General features: G+C 63.2%; 25 protein-coding genes. 10 read left to right on the forward strand and 15 right to left on the reverse strand.

Going from position 1 to position 23,500, the window contains the following annotated elements:
- Window positions 1–67 precede the first annotated feature (67 nt).
- From AC0L3N_RS17750 to mdh, 8 genes are all read right to left on the reverse strand, one after another.
- Complete coding sequence (locus AC0L3N_RS17750; RefSeq protein ID WP_473548825.1) at window positions 68–655, reverse strand: hypothetical protein; 588 nt, start codon at window positions 653–655, stop codon at window positions 68–70.
- A 9-nt stretch (window positions 656–664) separates the two neighbouring features.
- On the reverse strand, window positions 665–1,966 hold the full coding sequence (gene odhB, locus AC0L3N_RS17755; RefSeq protein ID WP_473548826.1) for a 2-oxoglutarate dehydrogenase complex dihydrolipoyllysine-residue succinyltransferase: 1,302 nt from the start codon (window positions 1,964–1,966) through the stop codon (window positions 665–667).
- A gap of 49 nt (window positions 1,967–2,015) precedes the next feature.
- Window positions 2,016–5,000, reverse strand: a complete 2,985-nt coding sequence (locus AC0L3N_RS17760; RefSeq protein ID WP_473548827.1) for a 2-oxoglutarate dehydrogenase E1 component — start codon at window positions 4,998–5,000, stop codon at window positions 2,016–2,018.
- A 138-nt stretch (window positions 5,001–5,138) separates the two neighbouring features.
- A complete protein-coding gene (gene sucD, locus AC0L3N_RS17765; RefSeq protein ID WP_473548828.1) occupies window positions 5,139–6,041 on the reverse strand; it encodes a succinate--CoA ligase subunit alpha in 903 nt (300 codons plus the stop codon).
- Window positions 6,042–6,105: 64 nt separating this feature from the next.
- On the reverse strand, window positions 6,106–6,477 hold the full coding sequence (locus tag AC0L3N_RS17770; protein WP_473548829.1) for a cupin domain-containing protein: 372 nt from the start codon (window positions 6,475–6,477) through the stop codon (window positions 6,106–6,108).
- A gap of 33 nt (window positions 6,478–6,510) precedes the next feature.
- Window positions 6,511–7,065: a hypothetical protein gene (locus AC0L3N_RS17775; protein ID WP_473548830.1), complete on the reverse strand. Its 555-nt coding sequence runs from the start codon at window positions 7,063–7,065 to the stop codon at window positions 6,511–6,513.
- A 10-nt stretch (window positions 7,066–7,075) separates the two neighbouring features.
- Window positions 7,076–8,269, reverse strand: a complete 1,194-nt coding sequence (sucC, locus tag AC0L3N_RS17780) for an ADP-forming succinate--CoA ligase subunit beta (RefSeq protein ID WP_473548832.1) — start codon at window positions 8,267–8,269, stop codon at window positions 7,076–7,078.
- A gap of 46 nt (window positions 8,270–8,315) precedes the next feature.
- Window positions 8,316–9,284 carry a malate dehydrogenase gene (gene mdh, locus AC0L3N_RS17785; protein ID WP_473548833.1) on the reverse strand — a complete coding sequence of 323 codons (969 nt, stop codon included), beginning with the start codon at window positions 9,282–9,284 and terminating at the stop codon, window positions 8,316–8,318.
- A gap of 265 nt (window positions 9,285–9,549) precedes the next feature.
- On the opposite strand from mdh, the gene AC0L3N_RS17790 reads away from it, so the two are divergent.
- Window positions 9,550–9,930, forward strand: a complete 381-nt coding sequence (locus AC0L3N_RS17790; protein WP_473548834.1) for a GNAT family N-acetyltransferase — start codon at window positions 9,550–9,552, stop codon at window positions 9,928–9,930.
- Window positions 9,931–10,144: 214 nt separating this feature from the next.
- Here AC0L3N_RS17790 and zapE read toward each other — a convergent pair whose 3' ends face one another.
- Together zapE and AC0L3N_RS17800 are read right to left on the reverse strand one after the other, a co-directional pair.
- Window positions 10,145–11,341: a cell division protein ZapE gene (gene zapE, locus AC0L3N_RS17795; protein ID WP_473548835.1), complete on the reverse strand. Its 1,197-nt coding sequence runs from the start codon at window positions 11,339–11,341 to the stop codon at window positions 10,145–10,147.
- Between the two features lie 82 nt (window positions 11,342–11,423).
- Window positions 11,424–11,963 (reverse strand): AprI/Inh family metalloprotease inhibitor, encoded by a 540-nt coding sequence (locus AC0L3N_RS17800; protein WP_473548836.1) that lies wholly within the window; start codon window positions 11,961–11,963, stop codon window positions 11,424–11,426.
- Between the two features lie 260 nt (window positions 11,964–12,223).
- On the opposite strand from AC0L3N_RS17800, the gene AC0L3N_RS17805 reads away from it, so the two are divergent.
- The 8 genes from AC0L3N_RS17805 (at window position 12,224) to AC0L3N_RS17840 (ending at window position 19,608) form a co-directional block, all read left to right on the forward strand.
- Window positions 12,224–13,264, forward strand: coding sequence for an MBL fold metallo-hydrolase (locus tag AC0L3N_RS17805; RefSeq protein ID WP_473548837.1), 1,041 nt, complete (start codon window positions 12,224–12,226; stop codon window positions 13,262–13,264).
- A gap of 186 nt (window positions 13,265–13,450) precedes the next feature.
- A complete protein-coding gene (locus AC0L3N_RS17810; protein ID WP_077380919.1) occupies window positions 13,451–13,612 on the forward strand; it encodes a DUF1328 family protein in 162 nt (53 codons plus the stop codon).
- Window positions 13,613–13,787: 175 nt separating this feature from the next.
- Window positions 13,788–14,672 carry a diaminopimelate epimerase gene (gene dapF, locus AC0L3N_RS17815; RefSeq protein WP_473548838.1) on the forward strand — a complete coding sequence of 295 codons (885 nt, stop codon included), beginning with the start codon at window positions 13,788–13,790 and terminating at the stop codon, window positions 14,670–14,672.
- A complete protein-coding gene (gene mtaB, locus AC0L3N_RS17820) occupies window positions 14,672–15,991 on the forward strand; it encodes a tRNA (N(6)-L-threonylcarbamoyladenosine(37)-C(2))-methylthiotransferase MtaB (RefSeq protein WP_473548839.1) in 1,320 nt (439 codons plus the stop codon). Before dapF ends, mtaB begins: the two co-directional genes overlap by 1 nt.
- 11 nt (window positions 15,992–16,002) lie before the next feature.
- Window positions 16,003–17,661: a signal recognition particle-docking protein FtsY gene (ftsY, locus tag AC0L3N_RS17825; RefSeq protein ID WP_473548840.1), complete on the forward strand. Its 1,659-nt coding sequence runs from the start codon at window positions 16,003–16,005 to the stop codon at window positions 17,659–17,661.
- Between the two features lie 62 nt (window positions 17,662–17,723).
- Entirely contained in the window at window positions 17,724–18,398 is a 675-nt protein-coding gene (locus AC0L3N_RS17830) for a septation protein A (RefSeq protein ID WP_473548841.1), read from the forward strand.
- Window positions 18,399–18,414: 16 nt separating this feature from the next.
- Window positions 18,415–19,035, forward strand: coding sequence for a pyridoxamine 5'-phosphate oxidase family protein (locus tag AC0L3N_RS17835; protein WP_473548842.1), 621 nt, complete (start codon window positions 18,415–18,417; stop codon window positions 19,033–19,035).
- A gap of 39 nt (window positions 19,036–19,074) precedes the next feature.
- Window positions 19,075–19,608, forward strand: coding sequence for an NADPH-dependent FMN reductase (locus tag AC0L3N_RS17840; protein ID WP_473548843.1), 534 nt, complete (start codon window positions 19,075–19,077; stop codon window positions 19,606–19,608).
- 301 nt (window positions 19,609–19,909) lie between these two features.
- On the opposite strand, the gene AC0L3N_RS17845 is transcribed toward AC0L3N_RS17840, so the two are convergent.
- Window positions 19,910–20,119, reverse strand: coding sequence for a tautomerase family protein (locus AC0L3N_RS17845; RefSeq protein WP_473548845.1), 210 nt, complete (start codon window positions 20,117–20,119; stop codon window positions 19,910–19,912).
- Between the two features lie 19 nt (window positions 20,120–20,138).
- Complete coding sequence (locus tag AC0L3N_RS17850) at window positions 20,139–21,056, reverse strand: SMP-30/gluconolactonase/LRE family protein (protein ID WP_473548846.1); 918 nt, start codon at window positions 21,054–21,056, stop codon at window positions 20,139–20,141.
- A gap of 309 nt (window positions 21,057–21,365) precedes the next feature.
- Between AC0L3N_RS17850 and AC0L3N_RS17855 the strand changes: the two genes are divergently transcribed.
- Window positions 21,366–21,533 carry a hypothetical protein gene (locus tag AC0L3N_RS17855; protein WP_084646772.1) on the forward strand — a complete coding sequence of 56 codons (168 nt, stop codon included), beginning with the start codon at window positions 21,366–21,368 and terminating at the stop codon, window positions 21,531–21,533.
- Between the two features lie 73 nt (window positions 21,534–21,606).
- Here the strand turns inward: AC0L3N_RS17855 and AC0L3N_RS17860 are convergent, their stop codons facing one another.
- From AC0L3N_RS17860 to ccmD, 3 genes are read right to left on the reverse strand one after another with little or no spacing between them, the layout of a single operon-like run.
- On the reverse strand, window positions 21,607–22,650 hold the full coding sequence (locus tag AC0L3N_RS17860) for a DUF2332 domain-containing protein (RefSeq protein ID WP_473548847.1): 1,044 nt from the start codon (window positions 22,648–22,650) through the stop codon (window positions 21,607–21,609).
- A 15-nt stretch (window positions 22,651–22,665) separates the two neighbouring features.
- A complete protein-coding gene (locus AC0L3N_RS17865) occupies window positions 22,666–23,244 on the reverse strand; it encodes a DsbE family thiol:disulfide interchange protein (protein ID WP_192356468.1) in 579 nt (192 codons plus the stop codon).
- Complete coding sequence (ccmD, locus tag AC0L3N_RS17870; protein WP_029349414.1) at window positions 23,241–23,408, reverse strand: heme exporter protein CcmD; 168 nt, start codon at window positions 23,406–23,408, stop codon at window positions 23,241–23,243. The genes AC0L3N_RS17865 and ccmD overlap by 4 nt, the downstream gene beginning before the upstream one ends.
- Window positions 23,409–23,500: the final 92 nt, after the last annotated feature.

The following is a 23,500-nucleotide window of genomic DNA, read 5'->3' on the forward strand; positions in this document are numbered from 1 at the left end:
CCAGCCCGGTCGAGAACGATGCGGCCAACAAACGCGCAGACTGGGGACGGATCGTCATTTGTCAGTTCTATTCGCCTTGAACATCCCGATCGACGATGAAGATCGTGGCCAGGAAATAATCTATCTCGAAGGCAACGTTTGCGCGCGCGTCGACTGGTATGGTGTTCACCTCATATTTGAGGGTCAAGAAGCGGGAGCCTTCCGCCACCTCGACATAAATGTCGCGCTCATCGCCGCCGCCAATTGTCCACTTGAATTCGAGTTCGGGCTTGTTCAGGAGTTGCAATGCCTTGGGCAGGCTGTGGATCGCTATCGGTTTGCTGCCCGCAAAAGTTACTGGATGTCGCCCCAGATCTATGTCCAGATCGCCTTGCCAGGTCGCCATCATCCCGCCCACTTGCAATCTTCCAAAGACGGGCTCGACCCTGATTGACCTCAGGCAAAAATCGGGGCTGAAAAAGAACTCGCAATTCGCACCATAGATGCACCACGCTGACGCAGTATCTCCGTGGCGATAGTGATTATCCGCGCGCAGATCCTCCGGATCTATCAAGCCGCGAATCGTTTCGCGGTTGCTTTTGCCGAGTTCGATCGGTCCCGCGCGGCCCGTCGTCAGAAGTTCGAGCAGATCGATTGGCTCGACAGGCTCAGCCATCCTGGCCACTCACAGATCCAGCACCAGCCGCTCCGGATCCTCTAGGCTTTCCTTGACCCGGACCAGGAAAGTCACCGCTTCCTTGCCGTCAACGATGCGGTGATCGTAGGAGAGCGCCAGATACATCATCGGCCGGATCACGATCTGGCCGCCGACCGCCACCGGCCGCTCCTGGATCTTGTGCATGCCCAGAATGCCCGACTGCGGCGCGTTGAGGATCGGCGTCGACATCAGCGAGCCGTAAACGCCGCCATTCGAGATGGTGAACGTGCCGCCCTGCATGTCGGCGACCGACAGCTTGCCGTCACGCGCGGCGATGCCCAGCCTGCCGATATCTTTCTCGATCTCGGCGATCGACATCTGGTCGGCGTCGCGCACCACCGGCACGACGAGGCCTTTTTCGGTGCCGACGGCGACGCCGATATGGGCGTAGTTCTTGAAGATGATGTCGGTGCCGTCGATCTCGGCGTTGACTGAAGGGATTTCTTTCAACGCATGGGTGACGGCCTTGGTGAAGAAGCCCATGAAGCCCAGCTTCACGCCGTGCTTCTTCTCGAACACATCCTTGTATTTGGTCCTGAGCGCCATCACCGCGCTCATGTCCACCTCGTTGAAGGTGGTCAGCATGGCGGCGGTCGACTGCGCTTCCTTGAGGCGGCGCGCGATGGTCTGCCGCAGCTTGGTCATGCGCACGCGCTCTTCGCGCGACGCGTCGTCGGCCGAGGACGGCGCGCGGGCAGCAAGCGGTGCAGGGGCTTTCGGCGTCTCGGCTGGTTGCGACGGCGCGCCCCTGGCGATCGCGTCGAGCACATCGCCCTTCAGCACCTGGCCGCGCTTGCCGGAACCCGAGACCTGGTCGACCGCGAGATTGCTCTCGGCCAGCAGCTTCGCCGCCGCCGGCGCCGGCGGCATCGTGCGCGCCTCGATCGGCCCGGCATCGCCGGCGATCTTGGCGGTCTCGGCCGCGGCTTGCTTGACGGTGGCTGCGGCGGTCGGCGCCGAGGCCTGCGACACCGCGTCCTGCTTTGGTTCGGGAGTTGACGCCTTCGCGGGTGCTGCCGCTTTTGCCCCGTCGCCCGCCGAAATCATGCCGAGCAAAGCGCCGACCTCGACCGTCTCGCCCTCCTTGACCGCGATCTCGCTGAGCGTTCCTGCGGACGCGGCCGGCACTTCCACCGTTACCTTGTCGGTCTCGAGTTCGACCAGCGGTTCGTCGGTGGCGATCGCGTCGCCTACCTTTTTGAACCATTTGCCGATGGTCGCCTCCGTGACGGATTCGCCAAGAGTGGGGACGCGGATTTCGGTAGCCATTGTGCCTGTCCGTTTTCTGTCGGTTCTGTTCTATTCGCCCGGCTTTGTTCTATTCACCGAGCGCGTCTTCGAGCAAGGCGGCAAGCTGGGCGAGATGCTTCGACATCAATCCGGTCGCCGGCGACGCGGCGGCCGGCCGGCCGGTATAGCGCACCCGCTGATGCTTGGCGTCGATATGCGCCAGCACCCATTCCAGATAGGGATCGATGAACGACCAGGCGCCCATGTTCTTGGGCTCCTCCTGGCACCACACCATCTCGGCGTTGCGGAAGCGTGACAGTTCGGTGATCAGCGCCTTGGCCGGGAACGGATAGAGCTGTTCGACGCGCAGCAGATAGATGTCGTTGATGCCGCGCTTCTCGCGCTCCTCGTAGAGGTCGTAATAGACCTTGCCCGCGCAGAGCACGACACGGCGGATCTTCGAATCCTTGGTGAGCTTGATCGCCTGGCCGGGGAGCTGCTGGGCATCGTCCCACAACAGCCGGTGGAACGCGCTTTCGCCCGACATCTCCGGCAGCGTCGACACCGCCCGCTTGTGGCGCAGCAGCGACTTCGGCGTCATCAGGATCAGCGGCTTGCGGAAATCCCGCTTCAACTGCCGCCGTAGGATGTGGAAGTAGTTGGCCGGCGTCGTGCAGTAGGCCACTTGCATGTTGTCTTCGGCGCAAAGCTGCAGGAATCGCTCGAGCCTGGCCGACGAATGCTCCGGCCCCTGGCCTTCATAGCCATGCGGCAACAGGCAGACGAGGCCCGACATTCTGAGCCACTTGCGCTCGCCCGACGAGATGAACTGGTCGAACACCACTTGGGCGCCGTTGGCGAAATCGCCGAACTGCGCTTCCCAAAGCGTCAACGCCTTCGGCTCGGCCAGGCTGTAGCCGTATTCGAAGCCGAGCACGGCCTCTTCCGACAGCATCGAGTTGATGACCTCGAAACCGGCCTGCGCCGCCGACAGATTGTTGAGCGGAATGTAGCGTGTCTCGTCGCGCTGGTCGTAGAGCACGGAGTGGCGTTGCGAGAACGTGCCGCGCTCCGAATCCTGTCCGGACAGCCGGACCGGGTTGCCGTCGAGCAGGATGGCGCCGAAGGCCAGCGCCTCGGCCGTCGACCAGTCGATGCCTTCGCCCGACTCGATCGCCTGGCGGCGATTCTCGAGAAAGCGCAGGATCGTCTTGTGGGCCTCGAAATCCTTCGGCACCTCGGCCAGCTTCTTGCCGATTTCCTTCAGCGTCTTGACCGGCACGGCGGTCTTGCCGCGCCGCTGTTCGTCCTGGTTGTCGGCCGTGCGCAGGCCCGACCAGGCGCCATCCAGCCAGTCGGCCTTGTTGGGCTTGTAATGCTGGCCGACCTCGAATTCCTGCTCGAGATGTGCCCGCCAGTCGGCCTTCAGCTTGTCGAATTCGGCCTGGGTGAGGTGTCCTTCGGCGATCAGCCGGTCGGCATAGATCTGCACCGTCGTCTTGTGGCGACGGATGTTGCTGTACATGATCGGCTGGGTGAAGGCCGGCTCGTCGCCCTCATTGTGGCCGAAGCGGCGGTAGCAGAACATGTCGACCACGACAGGCTTGTGGAACTTCATGCGGAATTCGATCGCCACCTTGGTGGCGTGGACCACGGCTTCCGGATCGTCGCCATTGACGTGGAAGATCGGCGCCTCGATCATCTTGGCCACATCCGACGGATAGGGCGACGAGCGCGAGAAGCGCGGATTGGTGGTGAAGCCGATCTGGTTGTTGATGATGAAATGCAGCGTGCCGGCGACGCGGTGGCCGCGCAGGCCCGACAAGCCGAGGATTTCGGCAATCACGCCCTGGCCGGCAAAGGCGGCGTCGCCGTGCAGAAGCAGCGGCAGCACCTTGGCGCGTTCTTCCAGCGGCACGATCTCCTCGCGGCTGCGGCCGAACAGAGAGTCCTGCTTGGCCCGCGCCTTGCCCATCACCACCGGATCGACGATTTCCAGATGCGAGGGATTGGCGGTCAGCGACAGGTGCACCTTGTTGCCGTCGAATTCGCGGTCCGACGAAGCCCCGAGATGGTACTTCACGTCGCCCGAGCCCTCGACCTCGTCGGGTGCGGCCGAGCCGCCCTTGAACTCGTGGAAGATGGCGCGGTGCGGCTTGGCCATCACCTGGGAGAGCACGTTCAGCCGGCCGCGATGCGCCATGCCAAGCACGATCTCCTTCATGCCGAGCTGGCCGCCGCGCTTGACGATCTGCTCCAGCGCCGGGATCAGCGCCTCGGCGCCGTCGAGGCCAAAGCGCTTGGTGCCCTTGTACTTGACGTCGATGAACTGCTCGAAGCCTTCGGCCTCGACCAGCTTCTGCAGGATCGCCTTCTTGCCGGTGGCGGTGAAGGAGATCTCCTTGTCGGTGCCCTCGATGCGCGCCTGGATCCAGGCCTTCTCCTCGGGATCGGAAATATGCATGAACTCGACGCCGAGCGTCGAGCAATAGGTGCGGGTCAATATGTCCAGCATCTGCCGGATGGTGCCGAATTCGAGCCCGAGCACATTGTCGAGGAAGATCGGGCGATCGTAATCGGCGGCGGTGAAGCCGTAATTTTCCGGCGACAGCTCGTTGTAATCATCGAGCTTGGCGATGCCGAGCGGATCGAGATTGGCGTGCAAATGGCCACGCATGCGGTAGGCGCGGATCATCATGATGGCGCGCACGGAATCGCGCGTCGCCTGATGCACGTCGGCGTCGGAAAGGGTGACGCCGTTCATCACCGCCTTGTGCTGGACCTTCTTCTCGATGTGCTTCTCGACGATGCCCCAATCGCCGTCGAGCGCCGACACCAATTCGCCATTGGCCTGCAGCGGCCATGAGGGCTTGGCCCACGAGGCGCCCTTGGCATTCTTGCGGACATCGCCGGCGTCGTCCTTCAGCGCCGCGAAGAAGTCCCGCCATTCGGGATCGACCGAAGAGGGATCGTCCTCATAGGCGGCGTAGAGCGCATCGATATAATCGGCATTGCCGCCATAGAGGAAAGAGGTAAGCGAAAATTGGTCGTTGGCCTGATCTTGTCTTGCCATTTTTTTCCGCGGAGCCTGGCTCCGTCTCCTTTTCCGAAGGGGGTAAGGGAATAGGAGAGTAGGGCAGTAGGGAAAGTGGCAATTGTCGCCACTCGTTCCGTTCTTCCTATTCCCCTACTCCCATACTGCCCTACTCCCTTAACCCTTAATCGCTTCGACCAGCGTCGTGCCCAGCCGGGCCGGCGACGGCGATACCTTGATCCCGGCCGATTCCATCGCCGCGATCTTGTCTTCCGCGCCGCCCTTGCCGCCGGAAATCACCGCGCCTGCGTGGCCCATGGTGCGGCCGGCCGGGGCCGTGCGCCCGGCGATGAAACCGGCCATCGGCTTCTTGCGGCCACGCTTGGCTTCGTCCTTGAGGAACTGCGCGGCGTCTTCCTCGGCCGAGCCGCCGATCTCGCCGATCATGATGATCGATTGGGTCTCGTCGTCGGCGAGGAACATCTCCAGCACGTCGATGAACTCCGTGCCTTTGACGGGATCGCCACCGATGCCGACGGCGGTGGTCTGGCCGAGGCCGACATTGGTGGTCTGGAACACTGCCTCATAGGTAAGCGTTCCCGAGCGCGAAACAACGCCGACCGAGCCCTTGCGGAAGATGTTGCCAGGCATGATGCCGATCTTGCATTCGTTGGGGGTCAAGACGCCGGGGCAGTTGGGGCCGATGAGCCGCGATGTCGAGCGGTCGAGCCTCGCCTTGACCTTGATCATGTCGACCACCGGGATGCCCTCGGTGATGCAGATGATCAGCGGGATCTCGGCTTCGATCGCTTCCAGGATCGCCTCCGCGGCGCCCGCCGGCGGCACATAGACGACAGACGCATTGGCGCCGGTCTTCGCCTTGCCTTCAGCGACGGTGGAAAAGATCGGCAGGCTCTCGCCCTTGGCGCCGGTCCAGGTTTCGCCACCCTTCTTGGGGTGGATGCCGCCGACCATTTTTGTCCCGTGATAGGCCAGCGCCTGCTCTGTATGGAACGTGCCGGTCTTGCCGGTCAGGCCCTGCACCAGCACCTTGGTGTTCTTGTCGACGAGAATGGACATGGTGGTCCTTTTTACAAACCGTTGATCGAGGAAGGCTGCGCGGTCATCGTCAGAGCCGCCATAGTCAGAGACGCTTGAGATCGGCGACGGTGAGGTCGCTCTTGGCGTTGCCGGTGTTGAGTGTCGTCGCCGGCTCGAACATCAGCACCACCGGCTCCTCGCTCAGCGAGCGCGGCCGGTGCTCGACGGACCGCGGCACGACGATGAATTCGCCGCTGCCAAGTTCCACCGTGCCGTCGCGGAAATCGATGGCGATGCGGCCGCGCAGCACGAGGAACGCCTCGTCCTCATTGTCATGCGCGTGCCAGTCGAAGACATCGCCGAACTTGGCGATCTTGACCTGGGCGTCGTTGACGTCGCCGGCGATATGGGGATCGAAGACCTGTTTGATCTTCTGATCCGCCGCCTCGACCAGATTTATCTTGTGCGGAGGCACCAGATCAGCCCTTCACGCTTGTGGATGGAGGGATCATAGAGGATTCCCCACTTGAGGCCGAGGAGTTCCAAAACGAAAAACTCCACTGAACTTTTCGTCTACCGGATTGTCGCCGATGGTCCCGATAACGAGGCATGCGGCGCTGCCGTCCCCAGCAGCCTGGCACTCCTTGTTTGCGTAAATCCGGACGTAGTTTTGGTCCGCTAGATCGCCAAAAACCCCCTCCTTTGGCACCTCGATCAATCCCCGCGAGCGAGCGTAGTTATCAAACTCTGCCATTCGAATCGTAGTTCCGAAGATCTCACAGATATCGAGCAAAGACTTATTCCCATTTGATCCTGCCGGCTTGAGTATGACAAACGGCGCCGAGAGAGTTCCAGTCGTTCGATCGAAAGTCTTTCTGCCATGGTCGTCAGAATCGATCAAAAATCCATTCTCGATCGTCAATTGCTCCGCTTTGGTCAAATCACCGTTTGATGCGATACAGATATTCTTATAGAGCACCATTGCATCCGAAATCTCTTCCGCGTGCGCCGGCAGGGCGAAGCAGCCGAGTCCAATTGCACACAGAAGTCGCGTCGAGATCATCGACTGCCCTTCAGCCCTTCACCGCCGCCACGATTTTCTTGGCCGCGTCGTCTAGGTCGTCGGCCGAGACGACGTTGAGCCCGCTGTCGTTGATGATTTTCTTGCCGAGCTCGGCATTGGTGCCTTCCAGCCGCACCACCAGCGGCACTTGCAGTCCGACTTCCTTGACGGCCGCGATGACACCCTCGGCGATGATATCGCACTTCATGATGCCGCCAAAGATGTTGATCAGGATGCCTTTGACCGCCGGGTCCTTGGTGATGATCTTGAACGCCGCCGTCACCTTCTCCTTCGACGCACCGCCGCCGACATCGAGGAAGTTGGCGGGCTCGGCGCCGTAGAGCTTGATGATGTCCATCGTCGCCATGGCGAGGCCGGCGCCGTTGACCATGCAGCCGATATTGCCGTCGAGCGCGACATAGGCGAGGTCGTGTTTCGACGCCTCGATCTCCTTCTCGTCCTCTTCGGTGATGTCGCGCAACTCCATCACGTCGGGATGGCGAAACAGCGCGTTGTTGTCGAACGACACTTTTGCGTCGAGCACGCGCAGCCGGCCGTTCTTCATGACGATCAGCGGGTTGACCTCGAGCAGGCTCATGTCCTTCTCGACGAAGGCTTTGTAGAGGATCGGGAACAGCGTCTCGCCGTCCTTGGCGGCCTCGCCGTCGAGCTTCAGCGCGCCGTTGAGTTCTTTCAAATCATCCGCCGTCACACCCTTTTCCGGGTCGATGGCGACGGTGATGATCTTTTCCGGCGTATCGTGGGCGACCGCCTCGATATCCATGCCGCCCTCGGTCGAAACGACGAAGGCGATGCGGCCGACCGAGCGGTCGACCAGCAGCGACAGATAGAGCTCGCGCTCGATGTCGGCGCCATCCTCGATGTAGAGGCGGTTGACCTGCTTGCCCGCCGGGCCGGTCTGCTTGGTGACCAGCGTGTGGCCAAGCATTTCCTTGGCGTTGGCGACGACCTCGGCCACCGATTTCGCCAGCCGCACGCCGCCCTTGGCGTCGGCGCCGAGCTCCTTGAACTTGCCCTTGCCGCGGCCGCCGGCATGGATCTGGCTTTTTACCACATAGAGCGGGCCGGGCAGCGCCTGGGCGGCAGCTTCCGCCTCGCTTGCCCTAAACACCGGCACGCCCTCGGCAACCGGTGCGTCAAAGCCCTTCAGCAGCGCCTTGCCCTGATATTCATGGATGTTCATGCTAGATATCTCCAGATCACTTTACTGGCGGGTCACTTGGCGGGGGTCACTTGGCGGCGAGTTGCGGAGCGATCTTGACGCAGGCCTCGCACAGGCCCTGCACCGCCGCCACCGAATTGTCGAACATCTTCTGCTCGGCCTTGCCGAGCTCGATCTCGATGACGCGCTCGACGCCGCCGGCGCCGATCACCACCGGCACGCCGACATAGGTGTTCTTGACACCGTACTGGCCGGAGAGATGCGCAGCACAGGGCAGCACGCGCTTCTTGTCCTTGAGATAGGCTTCGGCCATGGCGATCGCCGAGGCGGCCGGTGCGTAGAAGGCCGAGCCGGTCTTGAGCAGGCCGACGATCTCGGCGCCGCCGTCGCGGGTGCGCTGCACGATCTGATCGAGCTTTTCCTTCGAGGTCCAGCCCATCTTGATGAGGTCGGGCAGCGGGATGCCGGCGACCGTCGAATAGCGGATCATCGGCACCATGGAATCGCCATGGCCGCCAAGCACGAAGGCGGTGACATCCTCGACCGACACCTTGAACTCGTCGGCCAGGAAGTAGCGGAAGCGCGAACTGTCCAGCACACCGGCCATGCCGACGACATGGCTCTTCGGCAGTCCGGAGAACTTCTGCAGTGCCCAGACCATGGCGTCGAGCGGGTTGGTGATGCAGATGACGAAGGCTTTCGGCGCGTATTTCTTGAGACCCGCGCCAACCTGCTCCATGACCTTCAGATTGATGCCGAGAAGGTCGTCGCGGCTCATGCCGGGCTTGCGCGGCACGCCGGCGGTGACGATGCAGACGTCGGCGCCCTCGATGCCAGCATAATCGTTGACGCCGACCAGCCTGGAGTCGAAGCCATCGACCGGCGACGACTGCGCGATATCCAGCCCCTTGCCTTGCGGGATGCCCTCGGCGATATCGAACAGCACAACGTCGCCGAGATCCTTGAGGCCGACCATGTGGGCGAGCGTGCCGCCGATCATGCCCGAGCCGATGAGCGCTATCTTGTTGCGTGCCATGTGAGGATGTTGTCCCTTTAGACTGTGACGGCGCCATGACGGCGTCGAAGAAGCGGGCCGGAATGCTGCGGGGAAGCCACGAATTTTCGCCGCCCCCAATAGCCCCAGCGCGGAAGAAATTCAAACGATTATTTTGGAGTGAACAATTTCAATCGGTTAGAAACAACGGGAATTACGTAAGCGTCAAAAGAATTGAGCTGACTTGGGAAAGTTACGCAATGAAGATGGAAATAAGAAGGCTGTTTCCCGGCGATGACGCCTTGTGATGCGGATCGCCGAAGATGTGTTCGATGAACCGGTCAGGCCGGATCGGATCGCCGCCTATCTCGCCTCATCAGGTCATTTCATGATTGTGGCATTGGCCGATGGGATAGTCGTCGGCCAATGCGCGGCCGTCATCCACCGCCACCCGGACAAGGTGAGCGAACTCTACATCGACGAAGTCGGCGTAGCGCCGGCCTTCCAGCGCCAGGGCATAGCGACGAACATGCTCGACGCCATGTTTGAGCTCGGCCGGGAGCATGGCTGCGAGGAGGCGTGGGTCGGCACCGAGCCGCACAATGTCGCGGCGCGCGCACTTTATGAGGCGCGGAATGAGCCGCACGGGCCGGCGGAGGCGTTCGTGATGTATGTGTATCGACTATAGGCGCCGGGAGGGACAGCACCCCCCTCTGGCCTGCCGCCATCTCCCCCGCAAGGGTCCCCACATGGGGGGAGATCAGCAGCTTCGACGCTCCGCTCACGCCTGCGACGTGGAGACTGGCGAAGCGAAAGATGACGGCCAATCTCCCCACTTGTGGGGGAGATGTCCGGCAGGACAGAGGGGGGCGCGAAGGATCGCGACCTTCCGGAGACTATCTTCAGGCCCGAGCCTGCTGCGCTTCGGCCACCCGCGCCTTCTGCCTCTCGACCCAGTCTTCAAGCCATTCATGGCTCTGCATCTCGATCAGCCGTGACGCCGTGCGCTCGAACTCGAACACCTCGGCGCCGCGCTTGGCCGTATACAGCTGCGGTGGCGGTGCAGCGGCGCTCATTACCAGCCGCACATGATGGTCGTATAGCGTGTCGATCAGCAGGATAAAGCGCTTGGCCTCGTTGCGCATGCCTTCGCCGAGCACCGGCACATGATCGATGAAAATGGTCGAGAAGCGGCCGGCAATCGCCAGGAAATCGCGGGCGCCGAGCGGTTTTTCGCACAGATCCCCAAAGGAAAACCGCGCCGCTTCGCCGGCGGCACGCGGCACCACGACCTGCCGGCCCTTTACCGTCAGCATAGCCTCGGCCGCCGGCCTGCCATGCGTCATCACTTCCCAGGCCTCGTCGAGCACAGCATCGGCGGCGGCATCGGCGGGGGTAACATAGACCGGCAGGCGGCTGAGCTTGTCCAGCCGATAGTCCTTGTCGGCGTCCAGCGCCAGCACCTGCGCATGCCGCTCCAGGATGCCGATGAAGGGCAGGAAAAGCTTGCGGTTCAAGCCGTCGCGGTAGAGATCCTGCGGCGCGACATTGGACGTGGCGACCAGCACGACGCCGTTGGCAAACAGCGCCGAGAACAGCCGGGACAGGATCATCGCATCGGCGATGTCGGTGACGGAAAACTCGTCGAAGCAAAGTACCCAGGCTTCCTCGGCCAACGTGCGGGCCACCGGCGCGATCGGGTCGTCTTCCCTGACGGTGCCCTCTTTGCGCGCCTGCCGGTGCTTCTGGATACGGTCCTGCACATCGGCCATGAAGTCGTTGAAATGCACACGGCGCTTGCGCCTGACCGGCACCAGCTCGAAGAACATGTCCATCAGCATGGTCTTGCCGCGGCCGACGCCGCCATGGATGTAGAGGCCCTTGACGGCCTCGCGCGTCTCGCGCTTACGGGCGAACAGCCAGCCCAGCGCGCTCGATTTGTGCGCCAGCCGCTTTGCCGAGATCTCATCGATCAGCCGGTCGAGTGCCGCGACGATCCGCTCCTGCGCCGGATCGCGGTCGACCAGGCCTGACACAACCAGATGGTCGTAGCGCTGCCGGACGGTCGCATGGGTCTGAAGGCCGTCACGCAGATGCATCGGTCACGTCGTTCTAGAGCAATTCCAAGAAAAGTATGTCTCGGTTTTCCGTCGGATTTGCGTAAAAATAAATGGGGGCGGGTCAGCCTCTTGTAAGCGAGATCGGCAGGCCGTTGGAAGTTTGGCCGTCGAATTTCTCTCCGCCCGAGGAATAGAGCCGTGCCAGCGTGCCGCCATTCTCGTCGTACAGCGTCAACTGCTTGCCGGCGACGTTCCAGGACTTAATGCCGTTGATCGGCGCCGGGCAATGCAGCGGCCCGGCCCGGTAGCCGGCGCCGAATTTGGTCTGTGGCGTCGCCACCTGGCAGCTCTGGCCGGAGACGCTGGCCTTCCACACGCCGGCGACGCTGGAGGCGGTAAGATCCGCAGCCCCGGCCGGAGCCGTCCCGTCCGGTGGCAGCGAAGCGACCTCAGAGCCTTGCGGCGCCGTTGGAAATTTCGACGGGTCGGCAGTGCCGGGCGCCGCCGGCGGCGGCAGCTGATTTGCGGTCACCGTGCCGGAGGGCGCGGCCTCAAGCGGCGACGGCTGCTGGTCCATCGACGAGAATCGTGACGTTGAACAGCCGCTCGCAACGAGCGCGGCAAGCGATACGGCCAGCAGACCGGTTTTCGATAAATTCATTTCAAACCTCCGTCGGATCCGGCTGGGGCCGCCGTCCGCACAATCTCCCCAACCAAGATGGGGAAGGTGGCGAAATTTCAACCCGATATAGTTAAAATACCATTTGCGGCAACAACTGTTGCAACTTTGCCACAAAATGCGGGCCGCCCAGCCTGCCCCTGTAAGCCTGACCGAGGCGCGCAAGCGGTTTTGCTGGACAGGCGTGCTCTTGGCATTCGGCCGCCAAATGCTTGCGCCAGCCGGGTCCGGTCCTATCTCTGATGAAACGGAACCCTGCCGGAGGCGAAACCTTGGCTGCGAGAAAAAGAGCCGCCAATCGCTATTACAGCGGCCCGCCGAGCGATCATTTCGACGGCACCTTGTTCTTCAATCCCAACGGCAAGCTGCCTGCCCGTTTTTCCGATCTTCTGAAGTGGCAGCTGGGCGGCGAACGCTCGAAATGGCCGGCGGCGAATCCAAGTCCGTTTCATCAGGCGACACCGGCCAAACGGATCGACGGCTCCGAACTGAGGCTGACCATGGTCGGCCATTCCTCGTTGCTCATCCAGACAGCCGGCCTGAACATCCTCACCGATCCGGTCTGGTCGCGGCGCGTCTCGCCGCTCTCCTTTGCCGGGCCGAAACGGGTCAATCCGCCCGGCATCGCCTTTTCCAACCTACCGCCGATCGACCTCGTATTGGTCAGCCACAACCACTACGACCATCTCGACCTCGCCACGCTGAAGCGGCTGAAGACGAAGCATGACCCGCTGGTGCTGACGCCGCTCGGCAACGACTGCATCATCGACGACGGCGTTCCCGGAATGCGGCTTTCCGTGCATGACTGGGGCGAGCGGGTCGATATCGGCAAGGAAGTCGCCGTCCATGTCGAGCCGGTGCACCACTGGTCGGCGCGCGGCGCCCGCGACCGGCGCATGGCGCTGTGGGCGGGTTTTGTGGTCGAGACGCCAGGCGGAAAAGTCTATTTCGCCGGCGACACCGGTTTCCACGACGGCATCAACTACCGGCTGATGGCCGAAAGGCACGCCGGCTTCCGCCTCGCCATCCTGCCGATCGGCGCCTACGAGCCGCGCTGGTTCATGGCGCCTCACCACCAGAACCCGGAGGAGGCGGTGCAAGGCATGCTTTTGTGCAACGCCGCCCATGCTGCCGGCTGCCATTGGGGCACGTTCCGGCTTACCAACGAGCCGATCGACGAGCCGGCCAGAAAGCTGGGCGAGGCCCTGGATGACCAGGGCGTCCCTCGCGAATGCTTTCGCGCCCTGCGTCCCGGCGAGGTCTGGGACGTGCCGGCGGTCTAGAGCGGCGGACTTTCAAGTCGAAGCGAACCGCCGCTCATCGGATTTTCCCAAAACCGGTACCCACTTTTGGGCCCGATGCACCAGGCAGGCAACCGGCTTCACGGCGCAGGGGACCCCCAGCGGAACCCGGGACGTCGCAAACACGTTGGCAGGCATCCACAACCGTCGGCTGCGAGGGATTTCCGCATGATCAAATGGATCATCATTCTTCTGATTATCGCGGCCGCGGCCAGCCTGCTCGGCATGCCCGCATTGGCCGGAGCCGCCGCCACCGGCGCCCGTATCCTCATCGGCATCGTGCTGATTATCTTCCTGCTGGTCATGCTCGGCGTCTTCGCGGTGGCGTAGACGCATCGGCCCGAAAATCGGAATCGATTTTCGGAAAGCACGATGCGCGGGCCCAAAGTGTCAGAGCGTACTTTGTGCGTCCAAGTGGACGCACGTCGCTCTGACGTCCGCACACTGGTAATTTCGGCCGGTATCCGCCATATAGGCGCCAAACCGGCATGAGACCTTTCGATCCATGGCAAGCACTGCCCCCTTCGCCAAGATGAACGGCATTGGCAACGAGATCATCGTTGCTGACATGCGCGGTCGCGCCGATCGGGTGACGCCGGCTGCCGCCCTTGCGCTCAATGCCGATGCCGCGACGAAATTCGATCAGATCATGGCGATCCACGACGCCAGAACGCCGGGCACCGCCTTTTTCATCGACATTCTGAATTCCGACGGAACCGGCGCGCAGGCCTGCGGCAACGGCATGCGCTGCGTGGTGCAGGCACTTGCCGCCGAGACCGGCCAGAAGACATTCGCCTTCGAGACCGTCGCCGGCATCCTCAACGCTGAAGAACATGCCGACGGGCTGATCTCGGTCGACATGGGCAACCCGCGTTTTGGCTGGCAGGATATTCCGCTGGCCGAGGAATTCCGCGATACCCGCATGATCGAGCTGCAGATCGGCCCGATCGACGCGCCTGTACTGCACTCGCCCTCGGTCGTGTCGATGGGCAATCCGCACGCTATCTTCTGGGTCGAGCGCGACGTCTGGTCCTATGAGCTCGACCGCTTCGGCCCGCTGCTCGAAAACCACCCGATCTTCCCCGAACGCGCCAACATCACCATCGCACGGGTGACCTCACCCGAGACGATGGTCATCCGCACCTGGGAGCGCGGCGCCGGCCTGACCAAGGCCTGCGGTACGGCGGCTTGTGCCGCCGTCGTCGCTGCCGCGCGCACCAGGCGCACCGGACGCAGTGTCTCCTTGGTGACGCCCGGCGGCGGCTCCTTGCATGTCGAATGGCGCGGCGACGACCACGTCATCCTCACCGGTGCCGCCGAATGGGAATTTTCCGGCAGCTTCGATCCGTCGACCGGGGTGTGGGCCCGCGACACCGAAAGCGCCGCCTGATGGCTCCTCTTGCCAAGAAGGGTCCCGCTCTTTCCAAAAGTGTTGACGTCGTCACCTTCGGCTGCCGGCTGAACACCTACGAATCCGAGGTGATGCGGCGAGAGGCGGAAAGCGCCGGCCTTGGCGCGCTGGAAGGCGGCGCCATCATTTTTAACACCTGCGCCGTCACCGGCGAAGCGGTGCGCCAGGCAAAACAGTCGATCCGCAGGGCCCGCCGCGAGAACCCGGCCGCCCGCATCATCGTCACCGGCTGCGCCGCGCAGACCGAGCCGCAGAATTTCGTCGCCATGGCCGAGGTCGATCTCGTCCTCGGCAATGAAGAGAAGCTGAAGGCGCATTCCTATCGCGCGCTGCCGGATTTCGGCGTCAACGACACCGAGAAGGCCCGCGTCAACGATATCTTTTCGGTACGCGAGACGGCCGGCCACATGGTCGACGCCATCGAGGGCCGGGCGCGGGCTTTTGTCCAGGTGCAGAACGGCTGCGACCACCGCTGCACCTTCTGCATCATCCCCTATGGCCGCGGCAATTCGCGCTCGGTGCCGATGGGCGCCGTGGTCGAGCAGGTCAAGAGGCTGAGCGGCAATGGTTATGCCGAGATCGTGCTGACCGGCGTAGACATGACCAGTTTCGGCGCCGATCTGCCTGGCAGCCCGAAACTCGGCAAATTGGTCAAGACAATCCTGAAGCAGGTGCCTGGCGTAAAACGCCTGCGCCTCTCCTCGATCGATTCGATCGAGGCCGACGACGATCTGCTCGACGCCATCGCCACCGAGCCCAGGCTGATGCCGCATCTGCATTTGTCGCTGCAGGCGGGTGACGACATGATCCTGAAGCGGATGAAGCGCCGGCACAACCGGGATCAGTCGATCCGCTTTTGCGAGGATTTGCGCAAATTGCGTCCCGGCATCGTCTTCGGCGCCGACATGATCGCCGGTTTTCCGACCGAGACGGACGCGATGTTCGAAAAATCGCTGGAGATCGTCGAGGAATGCGGGCTGACGCATCTGCACGTCTTCCCGTTCTCGCCGCGCGAAGGCACCCCCGCCGCGCGCATGCCGCAGCTTCGCCGCGAGGTGGTCAAGCAGCGTGCGGCACGGCTGCGCGCCGCCGGTGACGCCGCTTACCGCGGCCACCTTTCCTCGCTTGCCGGAACGCGCCAGTCGATCCTGGTCGAGCGCGACGGGCTCGGCCGCACCGAAGGCTTCACGCTTGCCGCGATCTCTGCCGGCGCGCCGGGCGAAATCGTTGAGGCTGATATCGCCGGCCATGACGGTATCAGACTGATCGCGGCGCCACTTGCCGCCCGCGCCGCCTGAGACGCAAGAACATGGCTGGTTTTCTCAAGAAGATATTTTCGTTCGGCAAGAAGGAAGTGGTCGAGGAGCGGATCGACGAGACCACGCCGCTGCCGCCGATCAAATGGGACGCGCTGGAGGCGCTGAAACCGGCGACGGAGCAGGCCGTTCCGGAATTTTTGAAACACGAGGAGCCCCGGCCCGAGGCAGAAGCTGCGCCTCCGCCACCGGTCGATGCGGAAGCGCCGCCCGCGCCGCTGCCGGCGCCTGTTGAAGAGGCCGAGCCCGCTCCGATCATTTCCCCCGAGCCACAAATCCAGCCAGAGCCTGCTCCGGTCGAGGAGCTGCGGCCGCCGGAGCCGGAAACGGCTGCTGAGGAGCCGGAGCCCGAAGAAATCCCGGCCGCCGCCGTCATCGCTGAGCCAGTTCCTGCACCAGTGCCGCAGGAAATTCTTGAGCCCGAGCCGCAGCCGCCAGAAATCGCCCCGTTCCAGCCGGAAAAACAGCCGGAGCCGGAGCCCGTCGAAATGCCGGCACCGCCCGCTGAGGCTCCCTCAACAGCCCCCAAGTCTGAGGCGCCGGCGGCCGAAATCCCGCCCCCCATTCGCCAGCCGGCGCCGATCGAGGCGAAGCCGGTCCTTGCCGAAATCGCACCCGAGCCGGAGGCCGTTCCGCAACCACCGCCGGAGCCAAAGCCGGCCCCCGGCAAGGTGACCGTAACCAAGAAGGTCGAGCAGAAAGCCGAGCCGCAGAAGGCGCCGGGACCGGCACCGAAACGCTCGTGGTTCCAGCGTATGAAGGAGGGGCTTGCCCGCTCTTCCCGGGAACTGTCCGGTAACATCGCCGGCGTCTTCACCAAGCGCAAGCTCGATGAGGACACGCTGCAGGATCTGGAGGACGTGCTGATCCGCGCCGATCTCGGCATGGAGACGGCGTTGCGCGTCACCGATTCGCTGGCCGCCAGCCGCTACGGCAAGGACGTCTCCGAGACGGAAGTCCGCGCCATCATGGCGACCGAGGTGGAGAAGGTGCTGACCCATGTCGCCATGCCGCTGGAGCTTGACCTCAGCCACAAGCCGCATGTCATCCTTGTCGTCGGCGTCAACGGCACCGGCAAGACCACGACCATCGGCAAGCTGGCGGCAAAGCTGACCGACGGCGGCCTGTCGGTGATGCTCGCGGCCGGTGACACGTTCCGTGCCGCCGCGATCGAGCAATTGAAGATCTGGGGCGAGCGGACCAAGTCGCCGGTCATCGCCTCGAAGCTCGGCGCCGATGCGGCAGGTCTTGCTTACGACGCCTTCGAACAGGCCAGGCAAGCCGGCTCCGACGTGCTGATCATCGACACCGCCGGGCGGCTGCAGAACAAGACCGAGTTGATGGCGGAACTGGAAAAGATCGTCCGGGTGCTGGGCAAGCTCGATCCGGAAGCGCCGCACACCGTGCTGCAGACGGTCGACGCCACCACCGGCCAGAACGCGCTCAACCAGGTCGAGATCTTCCGCAATGTCGCCGGCGTCAACGGCCTGGTGATGACCAAGCTGGACGGCACGGCACGCGGCGGTATTCTGGTGGCGATCGCGGCAAAGCACAAATTGCCGGTCTATTTCATCGGCGTCGGCGAACAGGTCGACGACCTCGAACCTTTCTCCGCAAGCGAGTTCGCCAGGGCGATCGCTGGAGTGGCATAACAAGCATGATCCCAAGAAGTTGCAGACTTCTTGGACAGGATCTTGCGCAAGAAGGAAAGCCTATGAACCCGCGCATCCTCGAACGCGACCCGTCCGACCCGCAGAAACAGAAGAAGGAAGGCGTCAATCCGCTGCTCAAGCTGGTGCTGGAGCTCGGCCCGCTTATGGTGTTCTTCTTCGCCAACGCGCGCGGCGCATGGCTATCGCAGAAATTTCCGGCGCTGGCCGAGCTCGGCGGGCCGATCTTCGTCGCCACCGGCCTGTTCATGGCCGCGACCGCGATCGCGCTGATCGCTTCCTGGCTGCTCACCCGCACCTTGCCGATCATGCCGATGGTATCGGGCGTCGTCGTCTTCGTCTTCGGCGCGCTGACGCTCTACCTGCAGGACGACATCTTCATCAAGATGAAGCCGACCATCGTCAACATGCTCTTCGGCGGCGTGCTGCTCGGCGGCCTGTTCTTCGGCAAGTCGCTGCTCGGCTACGTCTTCGATTCGGCGTTCAGCCTCGATGCCGAGGGCTGGAAGAAGCTCACCTTCCGCTGGGGCGTGTTTTTCCTGTTTCTGGCCCTTGTCAACGAAGTGGTCTGGCGGAATTTCTCCACCGACGCCTGGGTTACCTTCAAGGTCTGGGGAATCATGCCGATCACGCTTCTTTTCACCTTCAGCCAGATGCCGCTGATCATGCGCCATTCGCTTGAAGGCAAGACCGGAGCAGAAGAGAAGCCCGGCAAGTAGCGATTAAGGAGAGGGCATGGAATTCGTCACCACGCGCGAGGAGCTGAGAGCGATCTACAAGACGCCTCGGCCGACCGACGGCTCAATCCGCAAGGAATTGAAGGCGCTGGATGGCCACAGCCGTTCCTTCATCGGCAAAAGCCCCTTCGTGCTGATCGGCTCCTCCGACGGCGCCGGCAATGCCGATGTGACGCCGAAGGGCGACAAACCGGGCTTTGCCGCCGTGCTCGACGAGAAGACCATCGCCATCCCCGACCGGCCCGGCAACAACCGGCTCGACACGCTGGAGAATATTCTTCTCAACCCCTCGGTCGGACTGCTCTTCCTCATCCCGGGCATGAATGAGACGCTGCGCGTCAACGGCGATGCCCGCATCACCGTTGATGCGGCTTTGCGCGAGCGGCTAGCCGTCGACGGCAAGGAACCGCAAAGCGTCGTTCTGGTGACGGTCAAGGCCGCCTACATGCATTGCGCCAAGGCTTTCATGCGCTCCGATCTGTGGAAGTCTGAAACCTGGTACGACCGTGCGACGCTGCCGACGCTCGGCCAGATCCTGCGCGACCAGTTGGCGCTCGCCGAGACGGCCGAGGCGACCGACCGCTGGCTGGACGACGATTACAAGCACACCATGTGGTAGTGTGCCCGACACGAATCGCCCAAGCCGGTCTCCATTCCTTTGCTGAACATCCTCGCCATTTCCGGCAGCCTGCGCGCCGCCTCGACCAATTCCGCCCTGGTCGCGGCACTCGCGCAAAGCGCGCCGCCGGACTGTCACGTGTCCGTTTATGACGGGCTTGGCCGGCTGCCGATTTTCAACCCGGATGACGAAGGCGAGCGGACGCCACCGCAAGCAGCGGCGCTGATCGACGCGGTCACCGTCGCCGACGGCGTCATCGTCTCCTGCCCGGAATATGCCCATGCCGTGCCAGGCGGCCTCAAGAACGCGCTCGACTGGCTGGTGTCGCGCGACGCCGCTGTCGGGAAGCCGGCAATGCTGGTGCACGCCTCGCCGCGCTCGCTGTTTGCGCGCGACGCCTTGGCCGAGATCATGAGGACCATGTCTTTCGCGCTCTATGAGGAAGCTGCGCTCGAATTCGACCTGCTCGGCAAGAAGCCTCCGGAGGTAGAGAAAATCCTGGCGGAACCGGCAAACCGGCTGGCGATGCGCAGCGCCGTTTCGGCCTTCGCCGACTTCATCCGCTCGCGTTAAGCGGCGGCTACCATGCTTTCGTTGTCCCGGAGCGGAGCGAACGCGAGGCGAGCGTCGGCGCTCCTTCGCGCTCACCCTGTCCTGCCCTCTTTGCCAAGACTCGGCATCTCCCACAATGAGGGAGATTGGCCGTCATCCCCGCTTTCGCCAACCTCCAACGTTGAAAGACGGGCTAGGCGACGAAGCTGCCGATCTCCCCCCAAATGGGGACCAAGTGGGGGAGATGCCCGGTAGGGCAGAGGGGGCGCTGTCCCGCAGGCCTCTCGCAAACTTCCGCGCCGCTGCCGTGCCCGTCGGGAGATTAGCCCTTCCGTCTCAGCGTCTCGACATCGGTGTCACCGACGAACCAGTCGCGCGCATTGACCTCCTCGAAGACCACCCAGACATCGTTGCTGGTCAGGCCGGTGGCGCCGGTGATGGCCGCCGTCACCTGTTTGGCGATCGCGGTCTTCTTGCCGGCGGGATCGGCGGCGATGACTTCCTTGACGATGCGGATGTTGACGAATGGCATGCGTCCTCCCCTTTGTGATTCAATAAGTCTTGGCGCCGTTGACCATCAGCCGGACCATGTAGAGCGAGGTCGTGCCGGCGATGTAGAGGCAGTTCAGCTTGTTGCCGCCGAACACGCAATTGGCGACGACTTCCGGCACCTTGATCTTGCCGATCAGCGTCCCGTCGGGATCGTAGCAATGGATGCCGTCGGCGGCACTGGTCCAGATCCGCCCTTGATCGTCGAGCCTGAAACCATCGAACAGGCCGGCCGTGCAGTCGGCGAAGACCTTTCCGCCGGAGACCTTCTTGCCACCCTCGTCGATATTGAACACCCGCATATGCGCCGGATTCTGCGCGCCATGCGTGCGGCCGGTATCGACGACATAGAGCTTGCTCTCGTCGAGCGAGAAGGCAAGCCCGTTGGGCCTGACCATGTCGGTGATCACCGCGTCGATCTCGCCGGTTCCGGGATCGGTTCGGTAGACATGGCAGGCGCCGATCTCACTCTCGGCCTTGTCGCCCTCATAATCCGTATCGATGCCGTAGGTCGGGTCGGTGAACCAGATCGAACCGTCGGACTTGACAACCGCATCGTTGGGCGAGTTCAGCCGCTTGCCGCGCCATTTGTCGGCGATGGTGGTGATCGAGCCGTCATGCTCGGTGCGGCTGACGCGGCGGCCCGAATGCTCGCAGCTTACCAGCCGGCCCTGCCGGTCGACGGTGTTGCCGTTGGAATTGCCGGACGGCTGCCGGAACACGCTGACGCTGCCGTCGGTCTCGTCGTAGCGCAGCATGCGGTTGTTGGGGATGTCGGACCACACCACATAACGGCCGGCCGCAAACCAAGCCGGCCCTTCCGCCCACCGGCATCCGGTGAACAGTTTGTCCAACTGCGCATTGCTGTTGAACAGCCGCGCAAAACGCGGATCGAGAATCTCATAGTCTTCGGCGGCCATGGTTTCCTCCCGGTCATGCAAAATCGCTAGTGCCGGCGCGATCAAGCCAGCCGGCGATCAATATGGCAAGATCGTTGATGTCGGCCCCACCGCATCTTGAGACATCGGAGCAAACCGCGGCAATGCCGACCTTGCTCAAATGATAGGGCCCAAAATGACGGCGCTCATGCGCGGTTAACCGGCTATGCGTCCAGCGCAATGGTGCGTTGCAACATCTTCTTTTTGCAGCGCATCATAACTATGTCATGCTGCGTATCGATCAGGGAGGAACAACCTGCCGCAACAATGCGGCGCAGAAGGAACCTCGCTATGATTCTCGACAACCTCATGAGCCGCGCTCGCACCAGCATCGCCAAGCGCCGGCAATACAACCGCCTCATCGCCGAAATCGACTCCTTTTCCAGCCGCGATCTGGCCGACATGCGCGCCGACCGCAGCGAAATGCTCTACCAGGTCCACAAGCAGATCTACGGCTGAGGCGAACGCATGATCCCGAAAAGTTGCAGACTTTTCGGACGAGATCATGCGCAACCAGAACTGTTTGATCGGCTTAGCCGATCCATTCGATCCAGCGGCCGTGGTAATCGCAATGGGCCAGGCGGCGTGTCTCGCGGCCGGGCCATAGAGTGAGGCTGAGTACCGCCCATGGCTTTGTGGGATCGCGTGGCTCCATCCTCAGCCTTGCGATAGGCGCAGCGGCCGTGGCCTGTCTGCCCGCCTGCTCCAGGGTGGCGGTGATGGCATCCTTGGTCGCCCGCGGCAGGTATTGCCACATGGTCGAATGATAGAGCACGAAGGTGCCGCCCGGCTGCCGCGTGGCCAGTGCCTTCTCGATAAAATCCGCCGCGTCCGCTTTGACAAGCGGCGGTGGAAACTTTTCGGCAAGTGACAGCGCGGCGTCGAGCCGGGCCAGCCGCGCTGCCTGATCGGCCCAGACATAAGACCGAAGCCGTAAGCGCGCCGCTGCGTCGACGACATCGATCGGCGCGATGTCGCAGCCGGCGCGATGGCGGACGTCGATCGCTCCACCAAGCGGCACAGCGAGGCCGCGCACCTCCGGTGCCAACCGCACGGGGGAGGCCGGGTCTCCCCACTCGGCATCGCCGTAGCGGTAGTGAAAGCTGTCGAACAGGAGATTGAGCCCGGCGCTGGCGCCGATCTCGCACAGATCCAGCGGCAGGCCCGTTTCCCGCGCCACCGTCAGAAATCCAGGCAGCAGCATCGCCGACCGGGCGATTTCATTGGTCTGCGGCGCGCCGGCGAGGCCGGCGATGATCTGATCGTCGGACCGCGCAATTGCCTCCGGCAGCACCGCCGCGATCTCGGATTCGCTTGTCTGGTTGGGCGGATAGATCAGTGCCAGCTGCTCACTGGCACCCGTCAGGACCAACCCATGCAGCGCGCCGCAGAGCCGCAATGCGAGGCCGTCGGCGCGCGCGTCGCCCGGCCAACCGAGCACTGCCTGCCCAGCCCTGGTGTTTGCATCGAGAACCTTGGCCAGCGCACGGCATAAATTCGCGGTGAAGGGCGAACCAAGTCCATCGCAGGCTTTCGCCTGAGCCAGAAGATGATCGCGGATGTCTCGTTCGTCCATCGCGTTTCCGGTGTCTCAGCCGGGCGCTGCCAGCGCCTTCTCGACCTCCGGCAAAAGCAGCGTCTGCGCCGAGCCTGGCGTCAGCGGGCCGACATGCTTGTAGGCGATCTTGCCGTCCTTGCCGACGACGAAGGTTTCCGGCACGCCGTAGACGCCCCAGTCGATCGCCGCGCGCCCCGCCGCGTCGACGCCGATCGCCTGGAACGGGTTGCCGAGATCGCCGAGGAACCGGCGGGCGTTTTCCGGCTGGTCCTTGTAGTTGAGCGCGGCGATGACGAAGCGCTTGTCCTGCGACAACGCCAGCAGCACCGGATGTTCGTCGCGGCATGGCCCGCACCACGACGCGAAGACGTTGACCAGCGTGACCTTGCCGGCGAACTGCTTGGAATCGAGCCCCGGCAAATTCATGCCCTCCAGCGCCGGTAGATTGGTCTGCGGCGCCGGCAGGCCGATCAGCGCCGATGGCACTTCCGAAGTGTCGCGACCGGACAACAGCTGCGTCAGGAACAGCCCCGCCAGCCCGAGGAAAATCAGCAACGGCAACAGCACGATCAGGCGCCGCCCGCGCGCCGGCGTTTCCGTCTCCATGCTCATGATTTCCCCGCCTTGTCGGAGCGCCGCCGCACGCCGGATGCTTCCAGCTCGGCGAGGTCCCTCTTGCGTGCACGCTGGTCGAACAGGATCCAGCCGATCAGCCCGGCCAGCACCACGGCCGTGATGGCATAGGCAGCGGTCACATAAAGGGCGTGTACGCTCATATGGGTAGCTCCGCCGGCGCAAAAACTTTCAACCGGACCATTCCGCTTCGTTCGAACATGCCTTCCCTTAACCTTGCGCCATCGGCTTCGCA

The sequence above is a fragment of the Mesorhizobium sp. WSM4807 genome (assembly GCF_055811615.1).

Bases quoted from the DNA above. Each gene is read 5' to 3' on its own strand.
- AC0L3N_RS17750 (WP_473548825.1), bottom strand. From the start codon at position 655: ATGGCTGAGCCTGTCGAGCCAATCGATCTGCTCGAACTTCTGACGACG.
- odhB (WP_473548826.1), bottom strand. From the start codon at position 1,966: ATGGCTACCGAAATCCGCGTCCCCACTCTTGGCGAATCCGTCACGGAG.
- AC0L3N_RS17760 (WP_473548827.1), bottom strand. From the start codon at position 5,000: ATGGCAAGACAAGATCAGGCCAACGACCAATTTTCGCTTACCTCTTTC.
- sucD (WP_473548828.1), bottom strand. From the start codon at position 6,041: ATGTCCATTCTCGTCGACAAGAACACCAAGGTGCTGGTGCAGGGCCTG.
- AC0L3N_RS17775 (WP_473548830.1), bottom strand. From the start codon at position 7,065: ATGATCTCGACGCGACTTCTGTGTGCAATTGGACTCGGCTGCTTCGCC.
- sucC (WP_473548832.1), bottom strand. From the start codon at position 8,269: ATGAACATCCATGAATATCAGGGCAAGGCGCTGCTGAAGGGCTTTGAC.
- mdh (WP_473548833.1), bottom strand. From the start codon at position 9,284: ATGGCACGCAACAAGATAGCGCTCATCGGCTCGGGCATGATCGGCGGC.
- AC0L3N_RS17790 (WP_473548834.1), top strand. From the start codon at position 9,550: ATGCGGATCGCCGAAGATGTGTTCGATGAACCGGTCAGGCCGGATCGG.
- zapE (WP_473548835.1), bottom strand. From the start codon at position 11,341: ATGCATCTGCGTGACGGCCTTCAGACCCATGCGACCGTCCGGCAGCGC.
- AC0L3N_RS17800 (WP_473548836.1), bottom strand. From the start codon at position 11,963: ATGAATTTATCGAAAACCGGTCTGCTGGCCGTATCGCTTGCCGCGCTC.
- AC0L3N_RS17805 (WP_473548837.1), top strand. From the start codon at position 12,224: ATGAAACGGAACCCTGCCGGAGGCGAAACCTTGGCTGCGAGAAAAAGA.
- AC0L3N_RS17810 (WP_077380919.1), top strand. From the start codon at position 13,451: ATGATCAAATGGATCATCATTCTTCTGATTATCGCGGCCGCGGCCAGC.
- dapF (WP_473548838.1), top strand. From the start codon at position 13,788: ATGGCAAGCACTGCCCCCTTCGCCAAGATGAACGGCATTGGCAACGAG.
- mtaB (WP_473548839.1), top strand. From the start codon at position 14,672: ATGGCTCCTCTTGCCAAGAAGGGTCCCGCTCTTTCCAAAAGTGTTGAC.
- ftsY (WP_473548840.1), top strand. From the start codon at position 16,003: ATGGCTGGTTTTCTCAAGAAGATATTTTCGTTCGGCAAGAAGGAAGTG.
- AC0L3N_RS17830 (WP_473548841.1), top strand. From the start codon at position 17,724: ATGAACCCGCGCATCCTCGAACGCGACCCGTCCGACCCGCAGAAACAG.
- AC0L3N_RS17835 (WP_473548842.1), top strand. From the start codon at position 18,415: ATGGAATTCGTCACCACGCGCGAGGAGCTGAGAGCGATCTACAAGACG.
- AC0L3N_RS17845 (WP_473548845.1), bottom strand. From the start codon at position 20,119: ATGCCATTCGTCAACATCCGCATCGTCAAGGAAGTCATCGCCGCCGAT.
- AC0L3N_RS17850 (WP_473548846.1), bottom strand. From the start codon at position 21,056: ATGGCCGCCGAAGACTATGAGATTCTCGATCCGCGTTTTGCGCGGCTG.
- AC0L3N_RS17855 (WP_084646772.1), top strand. From the start codon at position 21,366: ATGATTCTCGACAACCTCATGAGCCGCGCTCGCACCAGCATCGCCAAG.
- AC0L3N_RS17860 (WP_473548847.1), bottom strand. From the start codon at position 22,650: ATGGACGAACGAGACATCCGCGATCATCTTCTGGCTCAGGCGAAAGCC.
- AC0L3N_RS17865 (WP_192356468.1), bottom strand. From the start codon at position 23,244: ATGAGCATGGAGACGGAAACGCCGGCGCGCGGGCGGCGCCTGATCGTG.
- ccmD (WP_029349414.1), bottom strand. From the start codon at position 23,408: ATGAGCGTACACGCCCTTTATGTGACCGCTGCCTATGCCATCACGGCC.